The sequence below is a fragment of the Flexivirga sp. G2 genome (genome assembly GCF_055397625.1).
Genome location: NZ_AP039675.1, coordinates 1,517,746 through 1,538,589 on the forward strand (window position 1 = coordinate 1,517,746; position 20,844 = coordinate 1,538,589).

The following is a 20,844-nucleotide window of genomic DNA, read 5'->3' on the forward strand; positions in this document are numbered from 1 at the left end:
TGAGAAAACGTTTTCTCGCGGTTGGAGCTACCTACGGAGATGCCATGACCCACAACACGCCCGTGTCGTCGAGCCGTCCGAGCCGGCGGTCGGTGCTGCAGGTTCTCGGAGCAGGTGCGGCACTGCCCGCGCTGTCCTCGCTCGCTGCGTGCGGTGGGTCCAGCGGTGGCCCCGACACCGCCGGGAAGGGGGAGTTGTCTCTCGTCTACCTCGGCGATGCCACCCAGCAGAAGGCCTTTCAACAGCTCTTCGATGCCTTCAACAAGGCGCACCCGGACATCAAGATCAAGGCGAACGGCATCGCGGCGAAGGACTGGGGATCCTTCGCCAATACCGTCTCGACCCAGATCGCCGGCGGCAAGATCCCCGACATCGTGGACGTCGCCACGGAGGGCCAACAACTCTTCTCCTCCAAGGGCCTGCTGGAGCCGCTGGACTCCTACATCGCGAAGGACAAGAAGGTGACCGACGCCTTCTACGCGGGGATCGATCCACACCTCAAGGAGTGGACGACGAAGTACGGCTCGCCGGACGGCAAGACCTATTTCATCCCCGGCGGCTACAACACCGTGGTGATGTACTGCAACACCGAGGTGTTCAGCAAAGCGGGCGTGGACCTGCCAGCGCCGGACTGGAGCTGGGACGAGTTCGAGACGGCCGCCAAGCAGATCAAGGAGAAGACCGGCGCCTACATGCTCGGCATCGGCTACGGCTTCCCGTTCGTCGACATCATGCCCTGGTTACTCACCAACGGGGCATCCACGATGGACGCCGACTGGAAGACGGCGACCTTCGCCTCGCCCGAGGCCATCGAAGCGGCGACCTTCGTCAAGAAGCTGCTCGACGCCGGGTACTCGCCCAAACCGGGCGGCGCTTTCGATGCGCCCTCGGCATTCGCCAAGGGCAAGTTGGCAACCCTCGGTGGCGGTCGCTGGCCGACGCTCGACATTCGCCGGCTGAAGATGGTCGACAAGACGCAGATCGTCAACTGGCCGAAGAAGAAGCAGAACGGCTCCCCGGTCGGCTGGGACGGCTGGCCGATCCTCAAGGCGTCCAAGAAGAAGGACATGGCCTGGACCTTCCTCACATGGCTGATGAGCAAGGAAGCCGGTGAGTTCTACGCCAGCATCGGTGGCACCAATGTGCCGGCGCTGACGTCGGTCGCGCAGAGTGCGGTCTTCGCCAAGGACGCGCCGAAGGGCTCGACGTTACTGTCCAAGGCGGTCACGTATGGCGCCCCGATTCCCAGCCCCGCCAAGGGAGCCGAGGTCCAGACGGCCGTCACGACGGGTTGGCAGGCGGCGATCACCGGGACATCATCGGTCGAAGCGGCACTGAAGAAGGCGAACACCCAGATCCAGGGTCTCCTGTGACCACGGCCCCCGGTGAGCGTGTTGCGACGGCGGGGGCTGGGCATCGCAGCTGGGTCGGCGTTGCCTTCGTCAGCCCCGCGGCGTTGCTGTTCGTCGTCTTCATCCTGGGGCCGTTCGTGGCGGCGATCATTCTGTCGTTCTACAGCTGGGACATGCTGACCCCGTCGAAGTTCAACGGCGTGGGCAACTTCACTCAGATGTTCAGTGACTCGACGCTCTACAAGGCGCTCGCCAACACCTTCGTCTTCTCGATCGCGTCGGTCATCACCCACCTGATCGGTGGCTTCCTGTTGGCGCTCGGCGTGAACAGGCTTGCGAGCAGGGCGCTTTCCTACTTCGTGCGCACGTCGTTGTTCTTTCCGTTCGTGATCTCCTGGGCGGCGGTGGCCCTGCTGTGGAAGTACGTGCTCGACCCGACGTTCGGCATCGTGACGTACTACCTCAGCGAGATCGGGGTCACCTCGCCGGACTGGTTCACCGATCCGCACTGGGCGCTGCCGGCGATCATCGCCATCGACTGGTGGCACACGATCGGCTTCACCTTCATCATCATGCTGGCCGGCCTGCAGACCGTGCCGACCGAACTCATCGAGGCCGCACGGTCCGACGGGTGCAACGGCTGGCAGGTGCTGTGGAATGTCACCATCCCGCTGATGTCTCCGACGATCTTCTTCGCCGGAGTGATCACCTTCATCGGTGCGTTCCAGATCTTCGACCCCGTGCAGATCATCACGCCGAACGGCGGTCCGGACAACTCGACCCTGACGATCGTGATGTACCTCTACCAGAAGGGTTTTCAGTCGTTCCAGGTCGGATACGCCTCGGCGGTGTCACTCCTGGTCTTCGTCATCATGGCGGCGGTCACCGCGCTGCAGTTCTGGGCGAGCAAGAAGTGGGTGTACGAGTCATGAGCGTTGACCTCGCCAAGGTCACTCCGGGTCCGGCACCGACGAAGGTCGCTGTGCCCCGACGCCGACGCCGCTTCTCCGCCGGTCAGGTGCTGCTCGGCGTGGTGCTGGCCGTGCTCGGCGTGATCATGCTCGCGCCCCTGGTCTGGTTGCTGGTGCAGAGCTTCACCGAGGAGGGTGCTGCCTTCGGCATCCCACCGGGTTGGCTGCCCAAACCGTTCACCATCGAGAACTTCAAGGACATCGACGGGTTGATCCCGTTCTGGCGGATGGCGTTGAACAGTCTCATCGTCTCGGTGATCTCCACCGCGGGCTCGCTGCTGGTGAGTGTCCTTGCGGCATACGCGTTCTCACGCCTGCCGTTCCGTGGTCGGGACCGGCTGTTCGCGTTGATGCTCGCGGCACTCATGGTCCCGGTGCAGATGACGATCATCCCCGTCTTCATCCTGATGCGGAACCTGCACCTGATCGACACGCTGCAGGCGTTGTGGCTACCGGCGCTGATCAACGTCTTCTCGATCTTCTTCTTCCGGCAGTACTTCAACACCATCCCGAAGGAGTTGGACGAGGCGGCCCGGATCGACGGCGCGAGCCATCTGTGGATCCTCTTCCGGCTGATCGTGCCGCTGAGCGGTCCGGCGCTGGCCGCGATGGCGATCCTGACGTTCGAGGCATCGTGGAACAACTACTTCGGCCCGCTGATCTTCCTGTCCAGTCACGACAAGATGACGCTGCCGATCGGGCTGGTCACTCTGCAGGCAGGGCAAGGCGGTTCGTCGGTCGTGGTCTTCGCGGCGATCACCGCCGTGGTGGTGCCGGTCCTGGTGGTCTTCCTGATCTTCCAGCGCGCCTTCGTGGCGAGCATCGCATCGGCGGGGATCCGCGGATGAGCCTCGTCGCCACCCAGCGGATCCTGGTGCGCCGTTCGGTGCGTGGCCTGTGGCCGCATCTGCCGCTGTTGATGGCGGGCAGCGTCGCGGTCTGCCTGAGCGCGTGCGTCGCGGCGCTGGTAGCTCCCGGCGCCACACCGCTGTCCGTGCTTCTGCTGGCTGTCCTCGTCACGCCTGCGGCGACGGCGATCGGTGCGGTGGCGAATGCCGTTGTCGGACAAGACGATGCCGGCCTCGCGGACTGGCGACTCGGCTGGGCTGCGGGAGTCCGGCACGGAATTGCGGCGGTGATCCCGGTCGCGATCGCGGGAGCCCTGTTCGTCGTCGCTGTCGAGGTATGGCGACGCAGCGGCCAGCCGCTGCTACTGGCTTCCATCGGCGTTTCCGGAGCTGTGACGGCGTGTCTCGTGCCGGTGACCGCGGCGATGGTCCAGCTGACCACGGGCGTGCCCGCAGCCGACCGGCGCACCCAGTGGCGGATGGCGGCCGGCTTCGTGGCCCGTTGGCCGGTGCGCTTCCTTGCGGCGCCCGTGCTGCTCGGCTTCGGGGCATGGCTCGCCATCCAAGTGAGTGCATCCGTGTTGCTGCTGGTGCCGGCGCCGGTCGCGCTGGTCAGCGCGGCCGCATTCTGGACGAGCGCGGTCGAGACCGGCCTGCTCTCGATCGACGAAACCACCGAGAACGACGTCCTGGAAAGGGAATCCGCATGACTTTCGACCTCGCCCGGCTGCGCGACGTGCAGACGTGGTCGATCTCGCCCGAGAACTTCGACGGACGCAAGGGCGGTGGTGGCCGCGCGACCGGAGGGACCGGTGCGGCGTGTGCCGCGGAGCTCGGCGTCGGGTGGAAGATCTCACCCAGCGTCGACGTCGGAGGCCGCGAGACGTTCGACATGGCTGCCATCGACGAGCCGGCGACGATCACCCACATCTGGCTGACCACGCACCGGGACAACTGGCGCAGTCTGGTGCTGCGTGCCTACTGGGACGGGTCGGACGAGCCGGCGATCGAGGTACCGCTCGGCGACTTCTTCGCCAGCGGCTGGGGACAGTACGCACAGGTCTCTTCGAGCATGATCGCCGCCAATCCGAACGGCGGATTCAACAGTTACTGGCCGATGCCGTTCGCGAAATCGGCACGCCTGACCGTCGAGAACCTCTCGCCCGACACCGCGACGATCTACTACCAGGTCACCTACGAGACAGGCCGTGACCAACGCGACTCCGGATATCTGCACGCCCAGTTCAACCGGTCGAACCCGTTGGCACACAAGGAGACCCACCCGATAGTCACGAACGTGCAGGGCCACGGTCACTACGTCGGCACCTACCTCGCGTGGGGCGTCAACAGCCCGGGCTGGTGGGGCGAGGGTGAGATCAAGTTCTACCTGGACGGGGACGCCGGTCAGGATGGCGGCTTCCCGACCATCTGCGGCACCGGGACCGAGGACTACTTCGGCGGCGCCTGGAACTTCGACGTGCCGGGCAACGGCTACACGGCATACACGACGCCGTATCTGGGTATGCCGCAGGTGATCGCACCCGACGGTCTCTACCGTTCGCAGCAGCGCTTCGGCATGTATCGCTGGCACGTGCCGGACCCGATCCACTTTGCCGAGGACCTGACGGTGGACATCCAGGCACTGGGCTGGCGACCGCATCACCTCTACCGGCCGCTGACCGATGACATCGCGTCCACCGCGCTGTTCTATCTGGACCGGCCCGTGACCAACCGGCCCGACTTCCCGTCGGTCGAAGCCCTGGAGATCAGCGGAGAACCGATGGAGCCCATGCGATGAGTGAGCGATCGATTGGGCGGATGCATCTGGACGGACGTCGAATGCGTGCAGCCGCAGCGGTACTCACCGCGATCGTGTCTTGCTCGGCCTGCGTCGGAGCATCCTCGCGTGCCCAAGCGAGCCCGCACGGCACGAGCAGCGGAACGGCTCTGCGGATCGACGTCGCCGACGCGCCGACGGTGAAGGCCGGCGCGGACGGTGACCTCTGGCCGAACTGCTGGGCCGCCGATGGGCAGGTGTACGCCGCCTACGGAGATGGCAAGGGCTTCGGCGGGTCGGGCACCGACATCGGTGTCACGCGGATCTCGGGAACCCCGAAGACCGGTCTGCAGGGCACCAACCTCGCCCAGGGCGACGACCTCGGTCAGGTCTGGTCCGGCACCGGATACACCCGCAAACCAACGGGTATGGCGTGCGTCGGCACCAAGAAGTACCTCGCAGTGGAGGATCTGTCGAGCGACTTCAACCAGGCGCCGGCCGCGACCATCGCGTCGTCGACCGACGGTGTGCACTGGTCGTGGGACAGGAAGAAGCCGATGTTCTCCGGCGGTGTCTTCACGACCGTCATGTTCCTCGACTACGGCAAGGCATACCGCGATGCGCGGGGCGGCTACGTCTACGCCTACGGACTGGACGGGAACTGGCGCGACTCCTACAGCGACGTCGTGCCCGACCCGACAGAGCTCTTCCTCGCCCGGGTACCGCGCTCGCAGGTGCAGGATCGGTCGAAGTGGGAGTTCTACCAGGGGATTTCGCACGGACGGCCAACCTGGACCAGGCAGATCGGCAAGAAGAAGCCCGTGCTGACCGACACCCGACGAAGTCCGCTCGGGAACTCGGTGATCAGCCAGGGCGGCATCGTCTACGTGCCGGCGCAGCACCGGTACATCTACACGTCCTGGACCGAGAACACCTTCGAGTTCTACGCGGCGAACCAACCTTGGGGGCCGTGGAAGCACACCAACTCCGTTGATTTCGGGGCATATCCGTGGACGACGAAGAAGTTCGGCGGGTACGGCCTGTCGCTCCCGTCGAAGTTCATCGCCAAGGACGGCAAGTCCGCCTGGCTGCAGTCGAACGTCTGCCCTTGCGCGCCGGCCGGCATGTCGGATTATGACTTCTCCCTGCGCACCGTGCAGATCGTGGGTGACGCACACCGATGAAGCTTTCGCAGTGGCCGGTGGCCCGCCGGTATGACGGCCCGCGGCGCGAGCGGATCGCATTGCCCGTGGGCGGGATCGGCACCGGCACGATCAGCCTCGGCGGACGCGGACAGCTGCGCGACTGGGAGTTGTTCAACCGTCCCGCCAAGGACCACAACCCCGGCGCATTCCTCGTGCTGCGCACCGAGAGCGGCGGAAAGGTCGTCCAACGCGCTCTCGAATCATCCTTGTTGCCAGGGGAACTGGCGGGCTCATGGGGGAGTGGTGTGCCGCTCAGTGGCTTGCCGCGGTTCGCCGAAGGCACGTTCGAGGCGGCATACCCCTTCGGGCAGGTGCACCTGACCGACCCGGGCGTGCCGCTCGAGGCAAGCGTCGGTGCGATGAACCCCCTCGTTCCGGGTGACGCGGACGCCAGCGGCCTACCACTCGCACTGCTTCGGGTGTCGCTGCACAACCCGGGACCGGAACCCGTGGAAGCATCGGTGTGCCTCAGCGTCCCGAACGTGGTTGGCCATCTGCCGGGGGAACAGTTGCCCGGCGGCAATGTGTTCACCGCCGAGTCTCTCGACGGCGCAACGATGCTCGTCGGCCGCAGCGAGAAGGTCGCCGAGGACTCCGAAGCATGGGGGAGTCTCGCGCTGGCCACCGTTGGCGGTGGAGCCTCGAGCCTGCGCACGAACTGGGCACAGCGCTCGTGGGGCGACTCGTTGCTGGAGTTCTGGGATGACCTCGAAGCCGATGGACAGCTGAGCGAGCCCGCGGACCCTGCGCGACTCCCCACCGGATCGTTGGTCCAGGCGACGACCGTGCGGCCGGGCGAAGTCGTCGAGTTGACGTTCGCGATCGCCTGGCACTTCCCGAACCGGCGTGCGTGGACACACGCCTTCGCCCCGGCGCCGCGCTTCGGTTACGGCGACGCGATCGTCGGGAACCACTACGCGACCCGGTATGCCGATGCGGGCGACGTCCTGCGCCGGGAGCTGCCCGGGCTGGCCGAACTCGAGGACAGGACAACGGAATTCGTCGAAACGATTCTTGAGTCGGACCTCCCGGATCCGGTGTCCGACGCCGTACTGTCCACGTTGTCGGTGCTGAAGTCCACGACGTGTTTCCGGATCGCCGATGGAACCTTCCTCGCATGGGAGGGCAGCAACGACGACCACGGCAGCTGTCATGGCAGCTGCACCCACGTGTGGAACTACCAGTACGCCTTGGAAGCGCTCTTCCCGGATCTCGCGTGGGACATGCGAGACGTCGAGTTCGTGCACAGCATGGACGAGCGCGGCATGATGAGCTTCCGCGCCGGGTTACCCCTGGAGACCGAAGGCACCGGTTGGCGGGTTGCGGCGGCGGACGGACAGATGGGTGCGCTGGTCCGGCTGCACCGGACCTGGTTGCTGACCGGCGACACCGAACACCTGCGACGCCTGTGGCCGGCGGCACGGTCGGCGCTCGAGTTCGCCTGGGTGCCGAACGGCTGGGACGCGGACCGCGACGGCCTGATGGAGGGCTGCCAGCACAACACGATGGACGTCGAGTACTACGGGCCGAACGGCGTCGGACAGTCCTGGTACCTCGCTGCGCTCGGGGCGATGGCGGAGCTTGCCGACGTCGTCGGCGATAGCGAATTCGCCTCTCAATGTCGCGAATTGCGGGATCGGGGCGCCGCAGCCACCGACACCAAGCTGTTCAACGGCGATTTCTACGAGCATCATGTCCTGCCACCCGGCGATGACTCGCACATCGCCGAGGGCCTACGCATCCGTCATACGGGAGACAACCCGGACATGGGATCCGACGACCTCGTCGACCCCGACCTGCAGCTGGGCCCGGGACTCGCCGGCGATCAACTGGCCGGCGTGACGATGGCGATCGCCGGTGACGTCGAGCACGGCCTCGCGGCCGACAACGTGCGTCGCGCGCTGCTCGGCATCTGGGAGCACAACCACCGTGACGGCTTCGTCGGGCACTTCAACCACCTGCGAACGTTCGCCTCGGCGCACGAGCGCGGGTTGCTCAATTGCACCTATCCACGCGGCAGACGGCCGGAACGCCCCTCGCCGTACAGCAACGAGGTGTGGACCGGCATCGAATACACCGCAGCCACCGGCCTGGCGCAACTCGGCGAGCACGAGATCGCCACGCAGATCGTGCGGGACGTACGGGACCGGTATGACGGCTCGGCACGCAATCCCTTCAACGAGGTCGAGTGCGGCAACCACTACGTGCGTTCGATGGCGGCGTTCGGCCTGGTCGCCGCCTGGCCGCGGATGACGATCGATGTGGTTCAGGGCCGCATCGTCACCGACCGGGTGCCGGGGCGCTGGCCGGTCGTCGCCGGCGTGCGACTCGGCATGCTGACCATCGGCGCGGACTCCGCGAGCTACACACCGCTGCGCGGCGACAACCTGTCGGTCACGGTCCGAGAGACATCTGGGAGGGGAAGCGATGAGTGAAGTGTTCCTCGGTGTCGACATCGGTACCTCGAGCACGAAGGGTGTCCTCGTCGACGGCTCCGGCGACGTCGTCGCGCAGGCGACACGCGAGCACGGCGTCGACCGTCCTGCCGTCGGCCACGTCGAAATGGACGGCCGCATCTGGTGGGACGAATTCCGTTCGTTGGCAAGGGAACTGGTTGACGGGACGAGGCACGATGTCGTGGCCGTCGGGGTCAGTGGCATGGGCCCGTGCGTGCTGCTGACCGACGAGCGGGACGAGCCGGTGCGGCCGGCCATCCTCTACGGCGTCGACACTCGAGCGCAGGCCCAACAGGACGCGTGCGATCGCCGGTGCGGCGCGCAGGAGATTCTGCGCCGGTGCGGTTCGGCGATGTCGAGCCAGGCGGCCGGGACCAAGATCGCCTGGGTGGCCGAGAACGAGCCGGACACCTATGCGCGTGCGCGGCGGTTCTTCATGCCCTCCTCGTGGTTGGTGCGCAAACTCACCGGTGAATACGTCCTCGATCATCACTCGGCGAGCCAGTGCACCCCGATGTATGACGTGCAGGCGCAGGAGTGGCTGCAGCCGTGGGCCGGCGACGTTGCGCCGGGCATCATGCTGCCCCCGTTGCACTGGGCCGACGAGACGGCGGGCAACATCACAGCTGCGGCAGCCGCCGAAACCGGCTTGCCACAAGGGATTCCGGTCATCACCGGCACCATCGACGCGTGGTCGGAGGCGATCAGCGTCGGCGCGCACAACACCGGTGACCTGATGCTGATGTACGGCACGACGATGTTCCTGATCAACACCGTCGCCGAGCCGGTGCGTGTCCCTGCTTTGTGGGGGCCGGTCGGCGCCCTGCGCGGCACGTTCAGTCTGGCCGGCGGCATGGCGACGTCCGGCGCCATCACCGGTTGGCTGCGCGATCTCTACGGCGGCGTCGATTACGCGTCGCTCGTCCGGGAGGCTGCCGACGTACCCGCCGGGTCCGACGGCCTGCTGATGCTTCCCTACTTCGCCGGTGAACGGACCCCGATCATGGATCCGTCCGCCCGTGGTGTCATCGCCGGACTCACGCTGTCCCATGGCAGACCACATATCTACCGAGCTGCCTTGGAAGCCACGGCTTTCGGCGTCCGACACAACATCGAGACGATGCTCGAAGCCGGCGCTTCAGTGCAACGAGTTGTCGCCGTTGGCGGCGGCGTCACCAGCCGCCTCTGGCCACAGATCGTCACCGACGTCACCGGGGTCGACCAGGTGATCCCGCACCGCACGGTGGGTGCGTCATACGGCGCGGCATACCTGGCGGCCACCCAGGTGGCGGACGCCGACATCAACGACTGGAACCCGTCGCGCGCGGTGTGCCGGCCGATCCCCGGACACAGGGCGCTCTACGACGATCGCTACGTCCTCTACCGGCAGCTCTACGAGAGCACCCGCGACATCATGCACGTGCTCGCGGAACAGCCCCAGATGCACACGAAACCCACTCACGCAGAAGGAGATTCGAATGACGATGTATGACGTGCCGGTCGCACGAGCCGAGGCGACCGCAGCGGAGCGTGAGGTGTGGACGGTGGCCAGTGGCGATCTGCGCCCGGCCGCGAACGAGACCTGCTGGTCCGTGCAGCAGACGCTGGAGAAGGACCTCGGCGCGGCGGTGGAGGCGCTGGGCTGGTCGGTGCACCGCGGACACCCGTATGACGAGGCCAAGCAGCACGGTTTCATCGACAGCCAACGGGCCGGCATCGAGGTCTTCAAGCAGATCCCACCCGATGCGCCACTCATCGTGGTGGAAGCGGTCTGGCAATACAGCCACCACGTGCTCGCCGGTCTGCGCAGCCATCGCGGCCCGATCCTGGTGGTGGCCAACTGGGTCGGCGACTTCCCGGGGCTCGTCGGACTCCTCGGGTTGACCGCCAGCATGACCAAGGCGGGCATCGCGTATTCGGCGTTGTGGAGCAAGGACTTCACCGACGACTGGGCCCGTGACGGGCTGCGCACCTGGCTGGCGACCGGACGACTGGAGCACGACCAGAGCCACGTCCATGACCTGGGCGCTCAGCCGGACAGTCCCGAGCGCGAGCTCGGTGTCGCACTCGCGCAACAACTGCGAGCCGACAAGGCGATCGCGGGCGTCTTCGACGAGGGCTGCATGGGCATGTACAACGCGATCTTCGACGACGAGTTGATCAACCCGCTCGGCATCTACAAGGAGCGGCTGTCCCAGAGCGCACTGGTGGCGGAGATGCAGAAGGTCACCGACGACGAGGCCGAGGCCGTGCACCAGTGGCTGGTGGATCACGGCATGACCTTCCACATCGGCACCGACGAGCCCACCGAGCTGACCAAGGCGCAGCTGATCAGTCAGTACAAGATGTACATCGCGGCGTTGCGCATGTCGGACGACTTCGGCCTCGACGCGGTCGGCATCCAGTACCAACAGGGTCTGAAGGACACCGTTCCCGCCAGCGATCTGGCGGAGGGGTTGCTCAACAACGTGGAGCGCCCACCGGCATACAGCCGCGACGGCTCCCGGGAGCTGTATGCCGGGAAGGCGCTCCCGCACTTCAACGAGGTCGACTGGGGGGTTGCGGTGGATTCCCTTGCCACCAACCGCATTTGGACGGCGATGGGTCTGGATCCGGCGACGACCCTGCACGACATCCGCTGGGGTGAGGAGTATGACGGGCAGTTCGTCTGGGTGATGGAGATCTCCGGATCGGTGCCGGCCTCGCACCAGGGTGGCTACGACAAGTCCTACTCCAAGCGGCAGAACCCGATGTTCTTCCCGTTGGGCGGTGGGACGCTCGCCGGCGTGTCCAAGCCCGGTGAGGTCGTCTGGTCGCGGGTGTTCATCATGGACGGGGAACTGCATGCCGACCTCGGCCGGCTGACCGCGGTCGAGCTGCCGGAGGAGGAGACCCAACGCCGGCTCGACGCCACGAACCCGGAGTGGCCGATCATGCACGCGGTGCTGCACGGAGTGAGCCGCGATCAGTTCATGGCACGGCACAAGGCCAACCACCTGTGTGTCGCCTACGGACCCGACGCCGACGCCGCAGACCGCGCACTGGCCACCAAGGCCGCGATGTTCGCCGAACTCGGCATCCACGTGCACCTCATCGGTGACGCGACGGTCTGAGCACCCGCTGCTCGACGTACGCCTGGCCCGGTGGTGACGCAAGTCACTGTCGTGCCAGGCGTATTCGTCGTTTCGCAACGGTTCGGTCACGGCACCAACCAGGGCGACCGCGGCGGCGTCCACCCGGGCACATCCACGCTGCGACCGCAGCGTGGACAGACACTCGGGGGAGTCACATCATGCGCACGGTGTTCACCGGCCTGGCAGCCGCAGCCACGATCGTCTCGGCGGCGGTCCTCACCGCAACGATGCACGGGAGTGCCGTGGTCCGACCGGCGGTGCATGCCTCACCGGTGGCGGCAGTGGCAACGACCCGGTCGGCGGCGAGCGCGCCGTCTTCGGCAGTGCCGAAGCCGAGGCGCTCCGTCGGACGGACGGCACCGGCCGCACCGGTCGAGCGCTCACCGGTACGAGGCGCGAAGGTCATCTTCCTGACGTTCGACGACGGTCCCGACCCGGTGTGGACACCACAGATCCTGCGGGTGCTGACCGACAACGGTGCGACCGCGACGTTCTTCGACATCGGCCAGAACGCCGTCGGGCGCGCTGCATTGATCCGGCAGATCCGTGCCCAGGGATCCCACGTCGGCAACCACACCTGGAACCACCCGTCGTTGCCGACGCTGACCGATGCCGCCATCACCCAGCAGTTGGACGACACCGACCGGGTGCAGGGGAGAGCACGATGCGTTCGCCCGCCGTACGGTGCGACGGACAACAGGGTCGACGCCCTCATCCGGGCTCGTGGGCAGCGGGTGGAACTGTGGAACGTCGACACCCGCGACTGGGCACGGCCGGGTGTACCCGCCATCGAGCACCAATTGCTCACCGCCCGCGCCGGATCCACGGTCCTGATGCACACCGGCGGAGGAGATCGGTCACAGACGGTCGCGGCGCTGCGCGCCGCATTGCCGAAGCTGCGGGCAGCGGGCTATGTGCTGCAGGGGATCCCGGGCTGCTGAGCCGGCGCGGGCAGTTCCTCGAGGGCGACGGACCCGTCCGGCATACGGATGTGGCGCCCGAATACCGGACGCGCTGTGAAGCCCGCCGGGTCACGATGGGAGACTGCGCCCTGTGAAGGCGCTGCTCCTGGAAAGCATCCACCCGTTCGCCGAGTCGATCCTGCGCGAAGCGGGATTCGAGGTCGAGACCCGTACCGGGGCCCTCGACGAGCCCGAGCTGATCGACGCCCTGCAGGGCGTCGACCTGGTGGGCATCCGATCCAAGACCGAGATCACGTCGGCCGTGCTGGAGAAGGCGACCGGCCTCACCGCGATCGGTGCCTTCTGCATCGGCACCAACCAGATCGCGCTGGACGAGGCGGCCGCCCGTGGCATCGCGACGTTCAACGCGCCGTTCTCCAACACCCGCAGCGTCGTCGAGCTGGCGATCGGCGAGATCATCGCGATGGCCCGCCGGCTGACCGAGAAGGACGGGTCGCTGCACAAGGGTGTGTGGGACAAGAACGCCAAGGGCTCGCACGAGATCCGCGGCCGCAAGCTCGGCATCGTCGGCTACGGCAACATCGGCTCGCAGCTGTCGGTCGTCGCCGAGATGCTCGGCCTGCAGGTCTTCTTCTACGACACCGACGACAAGCTCGCCATGGGCAACGCGCACCGCTGCGACAGCCTCGACGAGTTGCTGGAGACCGCCGAGGTCATCACGCTGCACGTCGACGGCCGCTCGGGCAACGCCGGATTCTTCGGTGCCGAGCAGTTCGCCAAGATGCGTGAGCGGTCGCTCTTCCTCAACCTGTCCCGCGGCTTCGTCGTGGACTACGACGCACTGCGCGAGAACCTCCTGTCCGGCCACATCGCCGGCGCGGCCGTGGACGTCTTCCCGACCGAGCCGAAGTCCCGCGGCGAGGCGTTCAGTTCACCGCTGCAGGGCATCCCGAACGTCATCCTCACCCCGCACGTCGGTGGTTCGACGGAAGAGGCGCAGGAGGACATCGGCCGGTTCGTCGCGAGCAAGCTGCGGGACTACGTCGACCGCGGCACGACGACCCTGAGCGTCAACCTGCCCTCGCTCACGATGGAGGAGCGCCCGGGCGGTCGCCGCATCACCCACCTGCACCGCAACACCCCCGGCGTGCTCGCCAAGGTCAACAGCATCCTGGCCGACCACGGCGTCAACATCGAGGGCCAGTTGCTCAACACGCGCGGTGAGAACGGCTACGTCGTCACGGACGTCGCGCAGTTGCCGGACGCCGCGGTCGCGGACCTGCGCGCCATGCCGGAGACGATCCAGCTACGCGTCATCGGAGGTTAGCGTCACCAACCGGTCGGCGATCTCACCGATCACCGCGTGCGACGTCGCCAGCGTGAGGCGTAGGAATCCCGCTGTGCCGCAAGCGGTTCCGTTCGTGCCGAGCACGCCGGTCCGTTCCGCCACCGCCGCCGGGTCGACAGCGGTGTTCCGCAGGTCCAGCCAATGGATGTATGTCGCAGCGGGAGGCGTGTAGCCGATCGACGGCGCCTGCGCCATACGCTCGGCGAACAGGTCGCGGCCGCGCTGCAGGTGGTCCACGATCGCATCCAGGTGCGTCACACCCTCCGACCCGTATGCCGCCGTTGCGGCGACCGCACCCAGCGGTGACGTGCCGTGCCGGACGACCTCGGGCGACGCGTTCCAGCGGCGCCGATGTTCCTCGGACGTCATGATCAGCTGGGCGCAGGCGAGGCCGGGCAGGTTCCAGCCCTTCGATGCGGAGACCGCGGTGACCGTGTGTGCCGCAGTGCGCGCGTCCACGGACGCGTAGGGCACGTGCCGCGTGCCCGGATAGACCAGGGGAGAGTGGATCTCGTCGGCGAACACGGTCGAGCCGGTGGCCTCGACCACGTCGGCGATCGCCAGCAGTTCCGCCCGCGACGCGACCTGTCCGGTCGGGTTGTGCGGGTTGATCAGGACGAGGAGTCCGCCGTCGCCCAACGCGGCGGCGAGCCGCTCGGGGTCGATCACGAATCGGCCGTCGACCAGGTCCATCGGCAGGATGCGCAGCTCGTGTCCGACGGCGGTGGGGAGCTCCAGGAACGGCATGTATGCCGGCGTCGGCAACACCACGGGCGTGCCCGGTTCGACCAGCCGGCCGAGGGTGAAGGCGAGAGCGCCGAGCACGTCGGGGAGGAGTTCGACCTGCTCCGGGTCGACCTGCCAGCCGAACCGGCGCTGCTGGAACGACGCACACGCGGCTGCCGTGGCTCGCGCGACGGGAGTGGGCAGATAGCCGGTCAGCCCGGACCCGATGGCGTCGGCGAGAGCGTGCCGGATCGCGGGGGCGAGTGGGAGATCCGACTCGGCGACGAACGCGCCGAGCTGGTCGCCGCTGGTGACCGACCACTTGACCGACCCTCGCGAGCGCAGCTGGTCGACGTCGACGTCGGCCATGGCGCTGTCGATGTCCACCTGCCCGGGATCAGACCGCATGATCGGTCTCGTCGATGAACGGCACGGCGTAGCCACCGATGATCTGGATCCGTTGTTCCTCGGTGCCGTTCCAGTCGACCTGCAGGTCGTGGCGGGTGAACGCCTCGACGATGCGCCGGCCGATCTGCACCGCGCCCTCGCCGGATTCGCGGAACACGCCGAAGGCGACATACAGCTCCTGATCGAAGATCATCCGCTCCACGTCGGCCGTGGTGCTGAAGCAGTAGCCGTCGATCGAATGCCCTTCCTGCGCCATCGTGTTCGCGGCGTTCGAGACGGCAGTGAGTGACTGCATCACGTCGCTGCCCTCGCCGAAGCCGAAGACGATGCCCTCCGCGGTGAGCTCCTCGAGCGCGGTGATCAGGCCGAGTGCGGTCTGGCTGGGGAAGGGCACCTGGGTGTTGTGGTCCTGGATCAGCCAGTCGACGAGCTCGGGCACCGACTCCTGCGTGATGTCGGCGTCGCGCAGTGCGCCGTCGCCGATCATCTCCCACCGCAACCGGTCCTCCAGCTCGTCCCGGCTGTCCGTGCCGATGCAGATCCGCAGCACCAGACGGCCGATCACAGTGTCCTGATCGGGCGCGAAAGCGCCGGTGAAATTGACGTCGGAGCGGAGGGGCTGCACGGGCACGAACCCCATGGTGCCAAACTTGGACGGTCGGCCGGGTCGGTTTCGCGCTGCCCGCCGAGCGAGATCGGTCATCCCGTAATCTGGACTTTCGGTCTCTCCTCCTTCCCCACCGATTTTCGGAGCTTCAACCACCGTGGCCCTCGCCGACATCACCCGAGAAGATGTGCTCGCAGCACTGCAGGAATGGCAATCCCAAGGACGGGAGTCGTTCCTCGCGGCATACGGGTTCGAACCCGATATCGAGCACGTCCTGCACTTCGACGGGGTGGTGTATGACGCTTCCGCCGTGGCCGCTGCCGCACACGGCTTCGCGCGCGCGGACTTCGGACCTCTGACGCCGGTGTCGTTGCCCGAGGCGGAGGAGATCGGTGCCCATCTGGTGGGGCTCGGATTCGAGGTGAAGCGCGCCCAGCGCTCGGCCACCCTCAGCCCCGGCCGACAGCGCGACCTGCGGCGCTGGAAGGCGACCTACGAGCTGATCAAGGTCGCCGCGAACAACGATCCTGCCGCGCAGAGCCTGTGGCATCAGGTGGATTCGCTGCGCGACGAGCGGGTGGCGGAGGCACGCGAACTCATCCGGACGCTCGCCGTCGGACGTGACCTGCACGCGTTCGTCGAAGGCTTCGCCGTCTGGTCCCGCCGCCCCGGCCCCTTCGCGCAGCACGCCTCGAGCCTGCCCACCTGGCTCGGCCAATTGCGCAGCACCGCAGGCGGTTACGAGCGCGACCTGGCCGACCTGCTGGTCGAGACCACTCAGACTCCGCGCGACGATGAGGAAGCCGCGGCTCGCATCCGAGCTCTCGAGGAATACACCGAGAACAAGCTTGACGCGTCCCGCGTGCCGACCGTGCTGTCGATCTTCTGGGCGACCGATGCACGCACGGAATGGCCCACGTTGTGGCCGGGCGGCTCCGATCCGTTCCAGACGCTGGGCTGGATGGGCCGGCACCTGAGCCACTCCGAGCGCTACCTGGCGTTCGCCGACCTGTGCCGCAGCTTCGAGCCCGACGACCCGAGTGTCGCCGAACGGCTGGTCGGCTATCTCGGCAGCAAGCAGTCCTTCGTCGGTCTCGGCAGCTCGCTGCCGGACATCTGCGAGGAGGCGGCCGACCTGATCGCGGACTTCAAGCCCGGTCTCGGCTATGCATCGGCCGACGCGGACGCACGCGCCGCGGGTCTTGCCCTGCAGCTGCGCGGGGTCGCCACGCTGACCGTCCGCTCGCTGCACGAGCCGCTGCGGCAGGCCACCGGCCTGCGGCTGCAGGAGACCAACCTGCAGACGCGGACCGGCCAGTCCAAGGACGCGCCGTACCGCGTGGACTCGCACGCGACCTGGGCACTGCCCGGTGGTACCGGCGCGCCCGGATTCCGGCTGTGGATCACCCGTTCGGGTGTCGCGGTCGGCCTGCACTCCGGTTGGGACGGCCCCGGTTCGGGTGCCCGCCACGAGGAGATCGGCAACGCCGTTCAGGAGCACCTGCCCGAGGGCATGCGTTTCTTCCACCTGCGCACCACCAGCAGCCCGGACCGTGTCGAACCGGTGGAACGCGAGTACCCCGGCGGCGAGGTCTATGTCGGCCGCTGGTGGCCGCACCCGGAGCCGCTCGGTCGCGCCGACTTCGCCGACGAGATCGTCGACACCGTGCGACGGCTGGCTCCGCTGGTCGAGGTCATGTCGGGCAAGGAACCGACTCCGACCGGGCCGGTCGACCTGGAGCTGCTCGCCCAGCTCGAGCGGTTCGTCGCCGAGCGCCCCTACCCGGGTGACCGGGACAACTGGCACCAGGAACAGCGTCGCGCGCTGGCCCAGGCACTCGAACCCAGCGGACTCGACGCCTTCGACATGGCGGCCTTCCGCCGGTTGCTCAGCGGCCGCGCCTACGGCCACCCGGGCACCCACTCGGTGCTGCAGGCCAGTCTGGCCACGATGGACGCCGCGGGACTGGACGCGTTCGCCCGGGCGCTCAAGGAACTGCTGTGGGGCGACGGTGACGACGTGGCCCGGATCGAACACATCCTGGGGGAGGGTATGCCGGCCCCCGGGCTGGGTGAAGCCGTCGTCATGAAGCTGATGGCGATCGCCCACCCCGGCCGTTACCTGCCGATCCACGCGCTGGGCGGAGCGGACGGCAAGATCGCCGTGGCGCGCGCCGTCGGCGTCCAGTTGCCGAAGATCGACAGCCCGAACCGCGCCCGCCTGCACGTCGTGATCAACGACCGGCTGCGCGCCCGCCTCGAGCCACTGCTGCCCCGGGACCCTTGGGGGCAGGTGCAATTCGCGCTCTGGCTGCTGCACAAGAGCGAGTCTGTCGCCGACCCCGAGCGTGACCTGATCGCCGAGGCTGCCGCCGAGCTGCTGGTCGACGAGGACTTCCTGCGCGAGGTCCACGGACTGCTGGAGGACAAGAAGCAGCTGATCTTCTACGGGCCGCCCGGCACAGGTAAGACCTACCTCGCGCAGCGCCTGGCCGCCGCCCTGCAACCCGACTCGACGAAGCGGCAGGTCGTGCAGTTCCACCCGTCGACGTCGTACGAGGACTTCTTCGAGGGTTTCCGGCCGCGGCTGGGCGCCGACGGGCAGATGGTCTACGAGCTGCGCAAGGGACCGCTGGCGATGCTCGCGGAGGCCGCCGAGGCCGATCCGACCACTCCGCACATCATGCTCATCGACGAGATCAACCGCGCCAACCTGCCGCGCGTCTTCGGTGAGCTGCTCTACCTGCTCGAATACCGGTCGCACTCGGTCATGACGTCATACCGGCCGGACGAGGGCTTCGAGCTGCCGCCGAACCTCTACTTCATCGGCACCATGAACACCGCCGACCGATCGATCGCGCTGGTCGACGCGGCGTTGCGGCGCCGGTTCCACTTCGTGCCGTTCATGCCGCACGAGGGCCCGATGGAGGGTCTGCTGCGACGCTGGCTGGAGGCACACAACGGACCGGTGTGGGTCGCCGGGATCGTCGACCGGGTGAACGACGAGCTGCGTCGCGCGCTGCGCGGGCCGCACCTGCAGATCGGGCACAGCCACTTCATGTCCGATGGTCTGAATGATGCTGCGCTGCAACGGATTTGGACCTACAGCATCTATCCGTTCATCGAGGACCAGTTCTACGGGCGCGAGGACGTGCTGAAGACCTTCACCTGGCAGAGTGTGCTGGAACGGCACGGCCCCGGAGCGCGTGCCGCGGCCGGTGAGGAGCCGCCGCCCGCCGCGACGACCATCGGATGAGCGTCCGATGAACGACGTCGTCCTCCGCGAGCACGGTGAGAGCGCGCCCATGCGCCTCGCCCCGACGGCGCGGGCCGCGTTGCTGGAGGCGGCGAGCGACAAGATCACCGTCGTCGCGACGGCCGACCCCGAACGCGTCATCCTGCGTACCGGCTCGTGGGTCGGCGCGCTCGCCGTTCCCGGCTGCACGATCCGCGTCCAGCCACGTGCTCCGATGGAGAACCTCTTCACGATGTTCTCCGCGGGCCTCCCGTCGGACGCGTGGGGGAGTGACACCGTCGGCTGGTCCGGCGACAGCGAACTCGTCGACGGGGTGGCGGCCTTCCTGCTGCGCGCCATCGACACCGCGACCCGTCGTGGCCTGTTGCACGGCTACGTCACGCTGGAGGAGGACACCAGCACCATCCGCGGCCGGTTGCTCGTCGACCAGCTCGCGACCCGGCCGTGGGCTGCCTCCACGCCGCCGTGCCGGTATGACGAATTCACCCCGGACATCGCCGAGAACCGGATGCTGTTGTGCGCCGTTCGCCAGGTGCTGACCTGGCCGGACCTGCCGCCACTGGTCCGTCGCGACGGGCTGCGGTTGATCCAGCGTTTCGAGGGGGTCGAGGTCACCAGCCCCGACCAGCACCGCGACGACCTGCCGATCACCCGGCTGAACGAGCATTACGCCCCAGCGCTGGACCTGGCTCGAAAAGCGTTGGACGGCATCACGATTCGCCATCTGGAAGGATCGCAGACCGCGCACGCGTTCATGGTCGACATGGACGACCTGTTCCGCCGGTGGATCACCGCCGAGATGAGCAACCGGCTCTGGCCGGACATCTCGCTCGAGGAGCGCCCGCAATACGCGCTCGACGTCCAGGAGCAGTGGCACTTCACACCGGACCTGCTGCTGCGGCGCGACCAACGGCCGGTGCTCGTCGGCAACGTCGCCTACCACCTGGCGGCCGACCGTCGGGACGGCTCGGACTTCTACCCGTTGCTGGCCTACGCCTCCGCACTCGGGCTCGAGGCGGGTCTGCTGATCTACGCCCACGCCGATCAGGCCCCGGCCCCGGAGGTCGTCGTGCGCAGCATCGGCACCCGGCTGCTGTGCGTCCCGCTGCGGCTCAACGTGCCGCCCGCCCGACTGGCCGGCTCACTGGACACGCTCGCCGAACTCGTGCGCGTCGTGTCGTACCCGCGGCACGTGGCGTTCTCGAACTGAAGCACGGCGCCGTCGGCGGCGCAGGCATACTGGGGCGGTGATCGCCAAACTCTTCCTGGTGGTGCTGGTCATCATCATCGGCTCGTTCCTCTGGTACTTCGTCAAGGGGAAGGTGTCGACCGCGCACCAGCAGGTGCGGGACCGCGCGATCGAGGGCAACTTCGGCCGGGCGCTCGCGGCCGGCCCGGCGACCAAACACCTGTCGATGATGGGCCGCACCCTGACACTCGGCGCGGATCCGACCCGGGCCGGTGAACTCATCGCCCACGTCGCGTCGTCCGACGACCGCGTCACCGACGTGCATTCCGAACCGGGGGCGATCGTCATCCAGATCGACGGGTCCTACCCCCGGGCCCGGGCGCAGTTGATGCCCGACCGCACCGTGATCGGCGTCGAGGCGATGAGCTGGGAGATGGGCTTTCCGCAGGGAGCGGCCGTGTGGGACCGGATCGCGACCGCGATCAGCCAGGCCGCGACCCACCAAGGGATACCCGTCGGCGAGGGCAGCCGGGAGTTCGTCAAGGATGAAGGGACGTCCGGTCGGCCGGAGGTATGGACGGTTCGCGTAGCCTGAGCCCACTCGTGGTCTCGTCACAGGGGGGCCGAAAGCATCTTCGAGAAAG

Annotated in this window: 16 protein-coding genes; 14 read left to right on the plus strand and 2 right to left on the minus strand. The window is 67.5% G+C overall.

Features of this window, described 5'->3' with window-relative positions:
• The first annotated feature begins 44 nt into the window (after window positions 1–44).
• The 11 genes from ACZ50J_RS07370 (at window position 45) to serA (ending at window position 13,993) form a co-directional block, all read left to right on the plus strand.
• Window positions 45–1,373 carry an ABC transporter substrate-binding protein gene (locus tag ACZ50J_RS07370; protein ID WP_464300616.1) on the plus strand — a complete coding sequence of 443 codons (1,329 nt, stop codon included), beginning with the start codon at window positions 45–47 and terminating at the stop codon, window positions 1,371–1,373.
• The gene (locus tag ACZ50J_RS07375) at window positions 1,370–2,284 is read left to right on the plus strand and encodes a carbohydrate ABC transporter permease (protein WP_464300617.1); all 915 of its coding nucleotides are present in this window, start codon (window positions 1,370–1,372) and stop codon (window positions 2,282–2,284) included. The genes ACZ50J_RS07370 and ACZ50J_RS07375 overlap by 4 nt, the downstream gene beginning before the upstream one ends.
• A complete protein-coding gene (locus ACZ50J_RS07380; RefSeq protein ID WP_464300618.1) occupies window positions 2,281–3,171 on the plus strand; it encodes a carbohydrate ABC transporter permease in 891 nt (296 codons plus the stop codon). Before ACZ50J_RS07375 ends, ACZ50J_RS07380 begins: the two co-directional genes overlap by 4 nt.
• A complete protein-coding gene (locus ACZ50J_RS07385) occupies window positions 3,168–3,881 on the plus strand; it encodes a hypothetical protein (protein ID WP_464300619.1) in 714 nt (237 codons plus the stop codon). Before ACZ50J_RS07380 ends, ACZ50J_RS07385 begins: the two co-directional genes overlap by 4 nt.
• On the plus strand, window positions 3,878–4,969 hold the full coding sequence (locus tag ACZ50J_RS07390) for a glycoside hydrolase family 172 protein (protein WP_464300620.1): 1,092 nt from the start codon (window positions 3,878–3,880) through the stop codon (window positions 4,967–4,969). The genes ACZ50J_RS07385 and ACZ50J_RS07390 overlap by 4 nt, the downstream gene beginning before the upstream one ends.
• On the plus strand, window positions 4,966–6,132 hold the full coding sequence (locus ACZ50J_RS07395) for a DUF4185 domain-containing protein (protein ID WP_464300621.1): 1,167 nt from the start codon (window positions 4,966–4,968) through the stop codon (window positions 6,130–6,132). The genes ACZ50J_RS07390 and ACZ50J_RS07395 overlap by 4 nt, the downstream gene beginning before the upstream one ends.
• A complete protein-coding gene (locus tag ACZ50J_RS07400; RefSeq protein WP_464300622.1) occupies window positions 6,129–8,588 on the plus strand; it encodes a GH116 family glycosyl-hydrolase in 2,460 nt (819 codons plus the stop codon). The genes ACZ50J_RS07395 and ACZ50J_RS07400 overlap by 4 nt, the downstream gene beginning before the upstream one ends.
• Window positions 8,581–10,101 (plus strand): FGGY-family carbohydrate kinase, encoded by a 1,521-nt coding sequence (locus tag ACZ50J_RS07405; protein WP_464300623.1) that lies wholly within the window; start codon window positions 8,581–8,583, stop codon window positions 10,099–10,101. Before ACZ50J_RS07400 ends, ACZ50J_RS07405 begins: the two co-directional genes overlap by 8 nt.
• Window positions 10,088–11,722 (plus strand): fucose isomerase, encoded by a 1,635-nt coding sequence (locus tag ACZ50J_RS07410; RefSeq protein WP_464300624.1) that lies wholly within the window; start codon window positions 10,088–10,090, stop codon window positions 11,720–11,722. Before ACZ50J_RS07405 ends, ACZ50J_RS07410 begins: the two co-directional genes overlap by 14 nt.
• A gap of 179 nt (window positions 11,723–11,901) precedes the next feature.
• The gene (locus ACZ50J_RS07415) at window positions 11,902–12,684 is read left to right on the plus strand and encodes a polysaccharide deacetylase family protein (protein ID WP_464300625.1); all 783 of its coding nucleotides are present in this window, start codon (window positions 11,902–11,904) and stop codon (window positions 12,682–12,684) included.
• Between the two features lie 112 nt (window positions 12,685–12,796).
• A complete protein-coding gene (serA, locus tag ACZ50J_RS07420; protein ID WP_464300626.1) occupies window positions 12,797–13,993 on the plus strand; it encodes a phosphoglycerate dehydrogenase in 1,197 nt (398 codons plus the stop codon).
• On the opposite strand, the gene ACZ50J_RS07425 is transcribed toward serA, so the two are convergent.
• Together ACZ50J_RS07425 and ACZ50J_RS07430 are read right to left on the minus strand one after the other, a co-directional pair.
• Window positions 13,973–15,148, minus strand: coding sequence for a MalY/PatB family protein (locus ACZ50J_RS07425; RefSeq protein WP_464300627.1), 1,176 nt, complete (start codon window positions 15,146–15,148; stop codon window positions 13,973–13,975). The two genes, serA and ACZ50J_RS07425, sit on opposite strands and share 21 nt — an antisense overlap.
• A complete protein-coding gene (locus tag ACZ50J_RS07430; protein WP_464300628.1) occupies window positions 15,138–15,779 on the minus strand; it encodes a DUF6891 domain-containing protein in 642 nt (213 codons plus the stop codon). The genes ACZ50J_RS07425 and ACZ50J_RS07430 overlap by 11 nt, the downstream gene beginning before the upstream one ends.
• 133 nt (window positions 15,780–15,912) lie before the next feature.
• On the opposite strand from ACZ50J_RS07430, the gene ACZ50J_RS07435 reads away from it, so the two are divergent.
• Genes ACZ50J_RS07435 through ACZ50J_RS07445 form a run of 3 tightly spaced genes read left to right on the plus strand, consistent with a single transcriptional unit; the run spans window position 15,913 to window position 20,795 of the window.
• Window positions 15,913–19,011, plus strand: a complete 3,099-nt coding sequence (locus ACZ50J_RS07435) for an McrB family protein (RefSeq protein WP_464300629.1) — start codon at window positions 15,913–15,915, stop codon at window positions 19,009–19,011.
• 7 nt (window positions 19,012–19,018) lie between these two features.
• Window positions 19,019–20,221, plus strand: a complete 1,203-nt coding sequence (locus ACZ50J_RS07440) for an McrC family protein (RefSeq protein ID WP_464300630.1) — start codon at window positions 19,019–19,021, stop codon at window positions 20,219–20,221.
• Window positions 20,222–20,258: 37 nt separating this feature from the next.
• A complete protein-coding gene (locus ACZ50J_RS07445) occupies window positions 20,259–20,795 on the plus strand; it encodes a hypothetical protein (RefSeq protein WP_464300631.1) in 537 nt (178 codons plus the stop codon).
• Window positions 20,796–20,844 lie beyond the last annotated feature (49 nt).